Source organism: Flavobacterium bizetiae (assembly GCF_902804475.1).
Lineage (GTDB): Bacteria > Bacteroidota > Bacteroidia > Flavobacteriales > Flavobacteriaceae > Flavobacterium > Flavobacterium bizetiae.
Genome location: NZ_CADCSU010000179.1, coordinates 17,617 through 28,996 on the forward strand (window position 1 = coordinate 17,617; position 11,380 = coordinate 28,996).

Below are 11,380 nucleotides of genomic sequence, written 5' to 3' on the forward strand. Positions count from 1 at the left end.
ACAAAAAAAATCCTTGAAGAATAATCTTCAAGGATCCTAATTTTATTAAAAGTTTAAAAATAGATTTTTAAACTAAATACTCTATTTATAAAAATTTGTTGCTTTTGATTAACTGGCGACAGATTCTTTATTCAAAATTTTTGAAGCTAGATATTCCGCCACACCATCTTCTGCATTGGTTTTAATTACTTCCAGATTAGGAAGGGTTTCTTTTAATAATGCCGGAGCATTTCCCATGATTAAACCTTTTCCTGAAGCCGATAACATTTGCACATCATTAAAACCATCTCCAAAAGAAATTGCCTGATCCAGCGTAAATCCTTTTTTCTCCAGAACTCTCTCGATCGCGACTGCTTTATCAATAGATTTGTCCATGAATTCTAAGCAAGTTGGCAAACTAAAAGCATGATGCAAATGTTCTGACGAATGAGCCAAAATATCATCTTTTAATTTGACTAATTTTTCGTGATCATCGCATGAAAAGAAAATTTTAATGGCACCAAAATCTTCCAGATTTTTATAATCTACCAATTCAGGATGGTATTTTAAATCTGCCTGAAAAGCATTTAGTTTTTCGCTCCATTTATTGGTTTGCCAAACATTTTCTTTAAATAAAACTACCGTGATTTCTGGATCTATTTCTACATTTAAGGCTGCTTTTACAACGTCACTGTCTAAATTGAAAGCAAATAATTCTTCTTTTTCTGGTGAATGTATTCTCGCTCCGTTTGAGCTTACCAAATAAACCGGAACTTCTAGAGTTTCGATAATCGCCATCGCGTCAAGATGATGACGTCCTGTAGCTACTACAATAAGATAATTTTGATTGTGAAGTTCCTGAAAAATTGATTTAGTATAATCTGAAATTCTATGCTGTGGGTTAAGTAAAGTTCCGTCCAGGTCACTTACTACAACTTTTATATTTTTTAATTTTGTCATATTAAAGGTCAAATATTTTTGATGCACAAATTTACGGCTTTACCGCTAGAAGAGCAAAGATAAAAAGGCTTTAAAGCTTAAATTGTAATAAGTTTATTATTTATTTAACTATTTGCTTAACTATTGCTTTTTTATAAATTAAATTTTGACAATGCCTGTTTTATATAAATTTATAGCTTTCTGTATTATGTTTTCAATTTGTTGCAACGGCAAATCCTCTTCAGTATTTAGTAACATAATTTTCATTCTTGAACGGTTTTCCTGAATCAAAAAAACTTCATCAAAATGCTTTCCTTCTACAATTGCTAAATAAGGTTGTTTGATTTTTTTGTGCATCCATAAATAGCAGAACATTTTTCCTTTATAACAAAAAAAAGGCATTCCGTATTTTAAAGTATTGGTAATATCAGGATCTTGTTTTAGAATAATTTCTTTCAATGCGAGAAATATTCCTTTTACAGGTTCTTCTTGTTTCAAGTAAAAATCATCTAGTTGTTTCATTTTTTAATACCTACGGCACACTAAATTTCACTTCAATTCATTTTTTTTCTACCAATATTTTGGACCTAATGACACAGAACATCTAAAAAATAATATTCTTTTATCGATATCTTGTCTAACATTAATCAAAAAAAATATTCGTTTTATACAATCCTTTATAAAGATATGTATAAAACGAATATCATTAAACATCAAAACACATTTTACGATTTACATTTGACATTTAAAAAATTAAAAACTTAATCGTGATTTTCTATTTGTTTGTAAGCATCGATTACCTTTTTGACTAATCTGTGACGTACAATATCTTTATCATCAAGATAAATAATACCAATGCCGTCAACGTCTTTCAAAACCAGAATTGCTTCTTTCAGACCAGAAATAGTTCTACGTGGTAAATCGACCTGTCCCGGATCACCCGTAATCATGAATTTGGCATTTTTTCCCATACGGGTCAAAAACATTTTCATTTGCGAATGCGTCGTGTTTTGTGCTTCATCCAGAATTACAAAGGCATTATCAAGTGTACGACCACGCATAAAAGCTAATGGCGCAATTTGAATAATTCCTTTTAAAATGTAATCTTCGAGCTTTTCGTTGGGTAGCATATCGCGCAAAGCATCATAAAGTGGCTGCATGTACGGATCAAGTTTTTCTTTCATATCACCAGGTAAAAAACCAAGATTTTCTCCTGCTTCTACTGCTGGTCGCGTTAATATGATCCTTTTTACTTCCTTATCTTTAAGCGCTTTAACGGCCATTGCGACACCCGTGTACGTTTTTCCGGTTCCTGCCGGGCCAACTGCAAATACCATATCATTCTTTTTGATGGTATCTACCAATAACTGCTGGTTAGGCGTCATTGCTTTTATTATTTTACCGCCAACTCCATGAACTAATATTTTGTCATGGTCTAATGATTTTCTTTCATCCTGACCATCACTCATAATTACACGTTCAATTACATTATCATCAATGTTGTTGTATCGGGTAAAGTGAAGCATAAGCCTCTGAAATCTTTTTTCGAATTCATCTAAAACTTCTTTTTCGCCAAATGCTTTCAAAGTCGTCCCTCTCGCTACTATTTTAAGCTTTGGGTAGTACTTTTTAATTATTTCAAGATGAGTGTCTTGAGCGCCCCAAAAGTCTTTTGGAGCGATGTCTATTAGCTCGATAATTCTTTCGTTCAAATGAGATAAATTTAAATTAAAAATAAATTTGTTTTGTAAATCTATTGCTGTCGGGTATTTTTTTAGTTTATCATTTACGATCGCAATCTCAGTTTTTAATATTGATTAAAATTTACTTAAAATTTTAAGTAAAATCAGGTTTTTATTAAAAGACTGAAAACTGAAACCGCAAACTGGGACTACTATATACGTTTACTATAATTTTATCGCAATTTGTCTTTTCTTTCTTTCAATTTGCATTTAGTATTCTTAGATTTGCATTTCTCAAATTTAATGAAAATTAGATTTATATACTACCAATAGTTATAAACAAAATTATGTCAATAATTACCCTTACTACCGATTACGGCTTAAAGGACCACTTTGTTGGTTCGCTTAAGGGTAAAATTTTATCTGAGTATCCAGAAGCTACAATTGTTGACATTTCGCATGATGTTGATCCTTTTAATAATGCAGAGGCAAGTTACATCGTTGGGGCATCTTATTTAAGTTTTCCTAAAGGTACCGTGCATTTAATTGGTGTAGATATCGAACGCAATAAAGAAAATCAGCATATTGCCATGCAATGGAACGATCATTACTTTATATGTGCTGATAATGGTATTTTAAGCATGCTTACGCAGAAAATTGTTCCGCAAAAAATTGTTGCCATCAACATACACGATCGTTTCCCGAAGGAATCAAGTGATTTGGATATTTTTATACAAGTTGCCTGCCACATTTCTAAAGGCGGACTACTGAATGTTATTGGAAAAGAAATCACAGAAATCAAACAAATTACCGAATTGCAACCTGTTATTGCAGCAGATGCCGGTTCGATAAAAGGATACGTGATTTACATTGATCATTTTGGAAACGTAGTGACTAATATTTCTAAAAAACAGTTTTTAGAAATTTCCCGAGGACGCCCTTATGAAATCGTAATGAAACCAAGAAGCATCAAAACAATTTTACCTAATTATTCGGCTATTGCAAGTTCTGACAAGTATCCTATCAAAACTTATGAAGGAGAAAAACTGGCAATTTTTAATGAAGCCGGATTTCTTGAAATCGCCATTTTTAGAAGCAATCCTTCTAAAGTAGGTTCTGCGAATAGTTTATTGGGATTAAATTATCGAGATGTAATTACAATTAAATTCAACTAAAATTTCAGATTGTAGATTGTAGATTGTAGATTTTAGATTAAACAACTCGTTGATTTTAGAGAGTTATACTCGCGCTATATTGTTTTTCCCTCTAGAAATAAAAAAATCATCCATTACATTATAAACATAGCTCGTGGTTTCAACCAAGGGAACGTATTATAGCAACACATCTTATGTGCATTGCATCGCCGTGGTTGAAACCACGGGCTATGTTTGAAATATTACTATCTATTAGAATCTAAAAAAATGATGATTTTAGAATATTTTACTTTTTCCTAAAAAGAACCGCCAATTTTGGTATTTTTGCGCACCTGAAGTAATTTTAGATTCAAAAAAAATCTAAAATATAAAATCAGCAATCTAAAATTATAATATGTTTGTTAGAATAGTAAAAATGAGTTTTCACGAAGAAAAAATTCCTGACTTTCTGGAAAATTTCGAAAGTGTGAAAGACAAAATACGAAATGCAGAAGGAAATCGTTTTTTAGAATTGTATCAGGACAAAAATGACAAATGCATCTTTTTTACTTATAGTTATTGGGAAACCGAAGAAGATCTGGAGAATTACAGACAATCCGAGCTTTTTAATACGGTTTGGAATTTTACAAAAAAACTATTCAATGCAAAACCAGAAGCGTGGAGCGTGGATAAATTGGTAAGTTTAAAATAATGCTTAAAAACCGGGATAATTTAACCACAAAGAACGCAAAGAATTATATTAAAGTAAGCCTTATAGAAAACGCCAAGTTCGCAAAGCGTTGAGAAAAGCTTTGCGTTCTTTGCGGTTAAAAATATATTCACACAAGGAAAGCGAAAAAATAAATAAACGATTAAACGAATAAACGTTACACATGAAATCAATCATTTTACGAGAAATAAAATCCTTTTTTGGTTCTCCTATTGGCTATTTGGTCATTGCTATTTTCTTAATTAGCAACGGACTATTTTTATGGGTGTTCGAAGGAGATTATAATATACTAAATTCCGGTTACGCAGATCTGACTCCGTTTTTTACATTAGCACCATGGATTTTAATTTTCCTGATTCCTGCTGTTACAATGAGAAGTTTCTCTGACGAAAAAAAGCAAGGAACATTAGAATTGCTTTTAACCAAACCATTATCGGTTTGGGAAATTGTAAACGGAAAATTCTTCGGTTCCCTCTTATTGATTATTTTGGCTATTATTCCAACATTTATATACGTAAAGGTAATTTCTAATTTGGGTTCTCCTGAAGGAAACATCGATATGGGAAGTACAATTGGTTCTTATTTTGGGTTATTATTTCTTATTGCGGCTTATTCAGCAATTGGAATTTTCACTTCTACCCTGTCCGAAAATCAGATTGTCGCTTTTATCATCGCGGTTTTTCTATGTTTTATCTTTTATTTCGGATTCGCAGGTTTGGCAACATTAATTCCGGGATCTTCTACTATTATTTCGGCTTTGGGTATGCAGGATCACTTTAAAAGTATGAGTCGGGGTGTAATTGATACTCGTGATGTTATTTATTTTTTAAGCATTACAGTATTATTCCTGTCTATTACCGTTTATCAATTAAAATCTTTTAAAGCGTAATGAAAGCATCTACTCAACAAAATATCAAAACGTTAGGTATAACCGTTTTTGTTTTAATCGTTTTAAATGTTCTAGGAAGTTTATTTTTCCACCGATTTGATTTAACCAAAGACAAACGATATACTTTATCCGAAACTTCTTTGCAGATTATAACACAGGTTAAAAATCCGTTATCGATCAAGATTTACATGCAAGGCGATTTGCCGGCAGATTTTAAACGCCTGCAACAGGAAACCAGACAATTACTTGAAGAATTTCAGGCCTATAACCGTAATATTGTTTTTGAATTCGTGAATCCGCTAGAAAACGGAGAAGACAATATGGATGTTATAAAATCTCTGTATCAAAAAGGACTTACTCCTATAAACATTACTGTTGACGATAAAGGAAAACAATCTCAGGCAATGGTTTTCCCGTGGGCAATTGCGGTTTACAATAATAAAGAAGTTAATATTCCTTTATTGAAAAATATAATGGGCGCTTCGACTACACAAAAAGTTATCGGATCAATCCAGCATTTAGAATATTCTATTGCAGATGCTATCAATAAAATCAGCAAAGACAGACAAAGAAAAGTTGCTATTATAAAAGGAAACGGAGAATTAAACGAAGTGCATATCGCTAAAATGTTAATGCAAATTCGCGAAAGCTATTACATTGGGCCTTTTACGTTAGATTCTGTAGCCAAAAATCCAACAGGAACTTTAGATGCATTAAAGAAATACGATTTAGCGATTATTTCAAAGCCAACACAAACTTTTTCTGATGAAGAAAAACAAGTTCTGGATCAGTTTATCATGAACGGTGGAAAAACCTTATGGTTAATCGATCAGGTTGCGGCAGATATGGATAGCTTGTACAATCAATCAGGAGCGACATTAGCGTATCCGAGAGATTTAAACCTGAATGATATGTTCTTTAAATACGGATTCAGAATTAATCCTGATCTGGTAAAAGACGAACGTGGAAGCAAATTAAAATTAGCTACGGGAGAACAAGGAAGCGCAACACAATACCAGGAATTTATCTGGAAGTTTGCCCCTGTTGTAGTGCCAACAAGCAATAATCCTATTGTGAAGAATTTAGGTGAAATTAAATTTGATTTTGCAAGTCCGATTGATACTTTGAAAAACGGAATTAAAAAAACAGTTTTATTGCAATCGTCTCAATATTCGAAAGTAGTTGGAACTCCAACCGAAATAAATTTAAATAGCGTAACCGAGAAAACTTCGCCTCAGGATTATATCAATAAAGGAAACATCCCTCTTTCTGTTTTATTAGAAGGCTCTTTCCATTCGGCTTTTGAGAATCGTGTTTTGCCTTTTAAAGAAAGTTCTTTTATTGCAAAAGGAAAGCCAAACAAGATGATTGTAATTGCAGATGGTGATTTGGCCAGAAATCAATTAGACAAAAATATGATGCCTGTAGAATTAGGTTACGATCAGCGTACAGGTAACTTATACGATAATAAAGATTTTATGATGAATTGCATCAATTATTTGTTGGATGATACCGGACTTATTAACATTAGAAGCAAAGATGTCAGCTTACCTTTATTAGACAGAGAGAAAGTTTACAACAATTACAGCCTGACTCAATTCATAACTATCGGACTTCCAATTCTAATATTATTAGTTTTTGGATTGGCTTTTACTTACATCCGAAAAAGAAAATACAGCAAATAGATGTTAATAAAAAAATTGCGAAACTAAGATTGTTTACGATATATTTGTAATCCGTATCTTTAGCGTCTAAATGCTGAGAAATACAACAAAAAATAAAACAAAAGAGATGAAATTTATAGTATCGAGTTCGTACTTATTAAAACAATTACAAGTTTTAGGTAGTGTAATCAATAGTAACAATACGTTGCCTATTTTAGATAACTTTTTATTTGAACTAGACAATAATGAGTTGACAGTTTCGGCTTCGGATCTTGAAACTACTATGTCTGCTACATTATCAATCGATTCTACAAGTAAAGGAAGTGTTGCTGTACCAGCAAAACTTTTGCTTGAAATTTTAAAAACGTTTCCTGAACAGCCTTTAACGTTTACGGTTGAAGAAAACAATACGGTTGAGATTAGTTCGAATTCTGGTAAATATGCTTTAGCGTATGCAGCAGGAGAAGAATTTCCTAAATCAGTAAATCTTGAAGATCCTTCTGTAACTTTAGTTCCTGCAGATGTTTTGGCAACTGCTGTAAGTAAAACTATTTTTGCTGCCGGAAATGACGATTTACGTCCGGTTATGTCTGGAGTTTTCTTTCAGTTCTCTCCTGAAGGTTTGACTTTTGTTGCTACAGATGCTCACAAATTAGTAAAATATGCCCGTACAGATGTAAAAGCATCTCAGGTTGCTGATTTTATTATGCCAAAGAAACCTTTGAATATTTTAAAAAGTATTTTAGGAAGTTCTGATGCTGAAGTAAAAATTGAATACAATGATTCGAATGCGACTTTCTCATTTGACAATTATATCTTAATGTGTCGTTTGATCGACGGAAAATACCCTAATTACGAAGCCGTAATTCCTAAAGAGAATCCGAACAAGTTAATGATCGATCGTTCTTTATTTTTAAGCTCAGTAAAACGTGTGGCGATTTTCTCTAACAAAACTACACACCAGATTCGTTTAAAAATTGCAGGAGCTGAATTAAACGTTTCCGCAGAAGATATCGATTACTCAAACAAAGCTGAAGAAAGATTGACTTGTGATTACCAAGGAGATGATCTTCAAATTGGTTTTAACTCTCGTTTCTTAACAGAGATGTTGACCAACTTACAATCGGATATGATTATGCTAGAAATGTCATTACCTAACAGAGCCGGGATTTTAACGCCAGTAGATGGTTTAGAAGAAGGGGAAACTGTTACAATGTTGGTAATGCCTGTAATGTTAAATAGTTAACATCAAAACTTCTTTTTGTTACAGGGATTTTTTTTAGTTTCGAATTAAAGACATATCATTGTAAAAAAAAATATCGCTATTAACCAACCATTTTTTATACCTAGAAACCGCAATTCTTTTTTTAAGATTTGCGGTTTTTTATTTGGGGTATTTTTTTGTTTCAGGTTTTAGGTTGAAAGTTTTATGTTGAAATGTGATTACAGATTGGACTGATTTTTTTTTACCGCAAAGTGCGCAAGGTTTTTTTGACTTAGTTTGCGTTTACAAACGCAAAGTTCGCAAAGCTTTGTGTAAAAGCTTTGCGAACTTTGCGAAAAACCTTAGCGAGCTTTGCGGTAAAAAAACACAATACGGGCAAACTTGAAACCTGAAACAAATACAAACCTGAAACAAACTTTTCCTTAACTTTGTAATATGAAAATAGAAATTTGGTCGGACATCATGTGTCCGTTTTGTTATATCGGAAAAAGACAACTGGAAACTGCTTTAGCTGAATTTCCAAGTGATGAATTTGAAATTGAGTGGAAAAGTTTTCAACTTGACCCTACTATTACGCCTCAGTCAGGTAAAGACGTTTTTACGTTTTTAGCGGAACGAAAAGGTATTTCTGTTGAGCAATCAATAGAAATGCATAAAGGTGTCACAGAACGCGCAAAAAGCGTTGGTTTAGACTATCACTTTGATAAAGCTGTTATTTCAAATTCTTTAACCTCGCATCGTATTATACAATTGGCTAAAACCAAAAAATTAGGCGATGCAATGGAGGAAATCTTCTTTAAAGCTTATTTTAATGAAGGAAGAGATTTAAATGATCCTGAAACTTTAACTGAATTAGCGGTTAAAGCTGGTTTAGATTCTAATGAAGTGAAAGAAGTTATCGAGAATGAAAATCTTTATTTAGATGACGTTCATTCTGATATTCATGAAGCGAATCAAATTGGTGTGCAAGGAGTTCCGTTTTTTGTTTTTGACAGGAAATATGCAGTTTCTGGCGCACAGCCAGTTGAGGCTTTTGTGAATACTATTAAGGAAGGGTTGAAAGAATAACATAATTTTGTCATCCTGACGAAGGAAGGATCATACTCGTAATTCGATAAAGATTGCGGAGTTCCTAGTGTGATCCTTCCTTCGTCAGGATGACAAATTGAACGAAAAATTGGAACGCTCTTCGACTTCGCTGAGAGTGACAAGCTAATAAATCGTGTTCATAATCGTAGAATAGTTTCTTCTAAATGAAAACGAATGCCTTAGCCCTGATAGAAGTGGAAATCCTTTTGTGCCGGGGTTCGGCACAAAAGATTGTAACAGATAGCAGGAAATAGCTCCTGATTCAAAAATTAAATTTCAAAATTAGAAAATTCCAAACTCCAAATTAGAAAATCTAAAATCTGAACTCTAAAATCTACAATCCTAAATAACTCCCATTTTTTGCATTAAGAAAGTGGCGCTTTTATTTTTACAAATTCCACTGCGGAGTTTGTAATCGAAATGGAGTTCGTTGTTTTGAATCTCTACTTCAAAACATTGATTGGTTAAAATACCCGGATATTCGTTTGTGGTTAAACATACTTCGATATCGTGGGTCGCAATGGCGCCAATGGCTTTTTTAGCAATGATTTTTTTAACTACTTCGATTGTTCCGTTACGTTTGTCGTCAGAGTTTGTTCCTCTTAAAATCTCGTCTAATAAAACAAAGGCAGGCTGATTGTCCAGAGCGTCCATAATTTGTTTTAAACGCTTAATTTCAGCAAAGAAATACGATTCGCTATCGGCTAAGGAATCAGACAATCGCATTGAAACTAATACTGGAAGTGGATGAATGTTTGCTTTTGAGGCACAAACAACTGACCCTATTCCGCCAAGTACCATATTGATTCCTAAACTTCTTAAAAAAGTACTTTTTCCTGACATATTCGAACCTGTTAAAATCATAAACGATTCAGGATAAAAATGAGTGTCATTCCCTACTCTTGTCGCAGGATTTAGCAAAGGATGGCTTAGATCTGAAAATCCGATTTTGTATTCTGAATTGATCTCAGGGAAAACAAAATCAGGATTATTATAGGCAAGATTTGCCAAACTATTCAAGGCTTCAAATTCCCCAATAATCGCGATCCATTTTTCAAGTTCGGTAGAATAATTGTCTTTCCATTTTAAAAGCGCTTTTAAAACGTGTAGATTGAATAAAAAAGCTCCGTTGAACACAATAGCGGTTACCAGATTATTGATTGTATCCATTCTGGAAAACAACTCTGATAAATCTTTTAAGTGTTTGGTTGCGGTAGCATTTTTAAAAATAAGCTGTTTTTGCAGGTCGATTAATTTCTTCGACTGAAAGGTTTCGGTTTCGATTTTCTCAACCAACAAGCTGTATTGTTTGATGATTTTATCGACGTTATCTGCTTTTGCAATTTCAGACTGAATTCGTTTAAAAGAACGTCCCATCACGATGAGATTTGCAATAAAAATATAAGAGAGATACGATAACAGGATTATTTTTGATGTAATAAAATAGGCTGTCAAAAATCCTAAAAACAGGGTTGGGAGAATAATTGATAGTGCAACTAAAACTTTAGGTAGGGAATTATTTTTAAATGAATTCCAATACAATAACGAATCGTATGATTCTTTCGAATCGTTGCTGATCATGGCAAGAGCCAGGAAATCCTGACGCCAGTCGATTTTAGTTTTTAGTTCGTTTATTGCTTCGTGATTTCCGAGAATAGTTTCGTTTGGAGAAAGGTTTAGTAACTGATTGGCTAATGTTTTTTTTCCGATAAAAGTTGCGGTTCTGTTGATGTTCTGAAACAATGAATGTTCTCCGAAAATATCTAAATCGTAAGCATATGGATGATGAAAATCATTAAATTCTACTCCGTTTTCAAAAGGAATTTTATCTCTTTTTAGATAGTTAATTTCGTTTTGATTGAGTTTTAAAATGGCTTTGGTAAGTTCTTTTTGAAACGACAATTTTGAATGGATTCTCATTAAAAAAAGAAAACCAACAAAAGACAGAAAGGCAAATGCTGCGTAAAGAATTTCGTTTGTTTTTATGTAATTAAACAGTAAGAATAAACAAAGAAAAATACTTAAAAGTCGCAGAATACTTATGCTATTG

The 11,380-nt window shown here is 32.9% G+C and carries 10 protein-coding genes; 6 read left to right on the top strand and 4 right to left on the bottom strand.

Annotated features, from left to right (window positions below):
* Window positions 1–108: 108 nt before the first annotated feature.
* The 3 genes from FLACOL7796_RS22360 to FLACOL7796_RS22370 form a co-directional block, all read right to left on the bottom strand.
* Window positions 109–939 (bottom strand): Cof-type HAD-IIB family hydrolase, encoded by an 831-nt coding sequence (locus FLACOL7796_RS22360; RefSeq protein ID WP_173972996.1) that lies wholly within the window; start codon window positions 937–939, stop codon window positions 109–111.
* 138 nt (window positions 940–1,077) lie between these two features.
* A complete protein-coding gene (locus FLACOL7796_RS22365; RefSeq protein ID WP_173972997.1) occupies window positions 1,078–1,440 on the bottom strand; it encodes a DUF1801 domain-containing protein in 363 nt (120 codons plus the stop codon).
* A 239-nt stretch (window positions 1,441–1,679) separates the two neighbouring features.
* Window positions 1,680–2,630 (bottom strand): PhoH family protein, encoded by a 951-nt coding sequence (locus FLACOL7796_RS22370; protein WP_072958604.1) that lies wholly within the window; start codon window positions 2,628–2,630, stop codon window positions 1,680–1,682.
* Window positions 2,631–2,947: 317 nt separating this feature from the next.
* Between FLACOL7796_RS22370 and FLACOL7796_RS22375 the strand changes: the two genes are divergently transcribed.
* From FLACOL7796_RS22375 to FLACOL7796_RS22400, 6 genes are all read left to right on the top strand, one after another.
* The gene (locus FLACOL7796_RS22375; RefSeq protein WP_173972998.1) at window positions 2,948–3,775 is read left to right on the top strand and encodes an SAM hydrolase/SAM-dependent halogenase family protein; all 828 of its coding nucleotides are present in this window, start codon (window positions 2,948–2,950) and stop codon (window positions 3,773–3,775) included.
* A 373-nt stretch (window positions 3,776–4,148) separates the two neighbouring features.
* Window positions 4,149–4,445, top strand: coding sequence for a putative quinol monooxygenase (locus FLACOL7796_RS22380; RefSeq protein ID WP_173972999.1), 297 nt, complete (start codon window positions 4,149–4,151; stop codon window positions 4,443–4,445).
* A gap of 181 nt (window positions 4,446–4,626) precedes the next feature.
* Window positions 4,627–5,352: a gliding motility-associated ABC transporter permease subunit GldF gene (gldF, locus tag FLACOL7796_RS22385; protein WP_173973000.1), complete on the top strand. Its 726-nt coding sequence runs from the start codon at window positions 4,627–4,629 to the stop codon at window positions 5,350–5,352.
* A complete protein-coding gene (gldG, locus tag FLACOL7796_RS22390) occupies window positions 5,352–7,037 on the top strand; it encodes a gliding motility-associated ABC transporter substrate-binding protein GldG (RefSeq protein ID WP_173973001.1) in 1,686 nt (561 codons plus the stop codon). The genes gldF and gldG overlap by 1 nt, the downstream gene beginning before the upstream one ends.
* A 106-nt stretch (window positions 7,038–7,143) precedes the next feature.
* Window positions 7,144–8,262, top strand: coding sequence for a DNA polymerase III subunit beta (dnaN, locus tag FLACOL7796_RS22395; RefSeq protein ID WP_065448533.1), 1,119 nt, complete (start codon window positions 7,144–7,146; stop codon window positions 8,260–8,262).
* A 414-nt stretch (window positions 8,263–8,676) separates the two neighbouring features.
* Entirely contained in the window at window positions 8,677–9,309 is a 633-nt protein-coding gene (locus FLACOL7796_RS22400; protein ID WP_173973002.1) for a DsbA family oxidoreductase, read from the top strand.
* 363 nt (window positions 9,310–9,672) lie between these two features.
* On the opposite strand, the gene FLACOL7796_RS22405 is transcribed toward FLACOL7796_RS22400, so the two are convergent.
* Window positions 9,673–11,380, bottom strand: a 1,708-nt coding sequence (locus tag FLACOL7796_RS22405; RefSeq protein WP_173973003.1) for a MutS-related protein, incomplete at its 5' end; no start/stop codon positions are given.

What these genes read in the sequence shown, in the direction of transcription:
- FLACOL7796_RS22360 (WP_173972996.1), bottom strand. Translation starts at nt 939, where the DNA reads ATGACAAAATTAAAAAATATAAAAGTTGTAGTAAGTGACCTGGACGGA.
- FLACOL7796_RS22365 (WP_173972997.1), bottom strand. Translation starts at nt 1,440, where the DNA reads ATGAAACAACTAGATGATTTTTACTTGAAACAAGAAGAACCTGTAAAA.
- FLACOL7796_RS22375 (WP_173972998.1), top strand. Translation starts at nt 2,948, where the DNA reads ATGTCAATAATTACCCTTACTACCGATTACGGCTTAAAGGACCACTTT.
- FLACOL7796_RS22380 (WP_173972999.1), top strand. Translation starts at nt 4,149, where the DNA reads ATGTTTGTTAGAATAGTAAAAATGAGTTTTCACGAAGAAAAAATTCCT.
- gldF (WP_173973000.1), top strand. Translation starts at nt 4,627, where the DNA reads ATGAAATCAATCATTTTACGAGAAATAAAATCCTTTTTTGGTTCTCCT.
- gldG (WP_173973001.1), top strand. Translation starts at nt 5,352, where the DNA reads ATGAAAGCATCTACTCAACAAAATATCAAAACGTTAGGTATAACCGTT.
- dnaN (WP_065448533.1), top strand. Translation starts at nt 7,144, where the DNA reads ATGAAATTTATAGTATCGAGTTCGTACTTATTAAAACAATTACAAGTT.
- FLACOL7796_RS22400 (WP_173973002.1), top strand. Translation starts at nt 8,677, where the DNA reads ATGAAAATAGAAATTTGGTCGGACATCATGTGTCCGTTTTGTTATATC.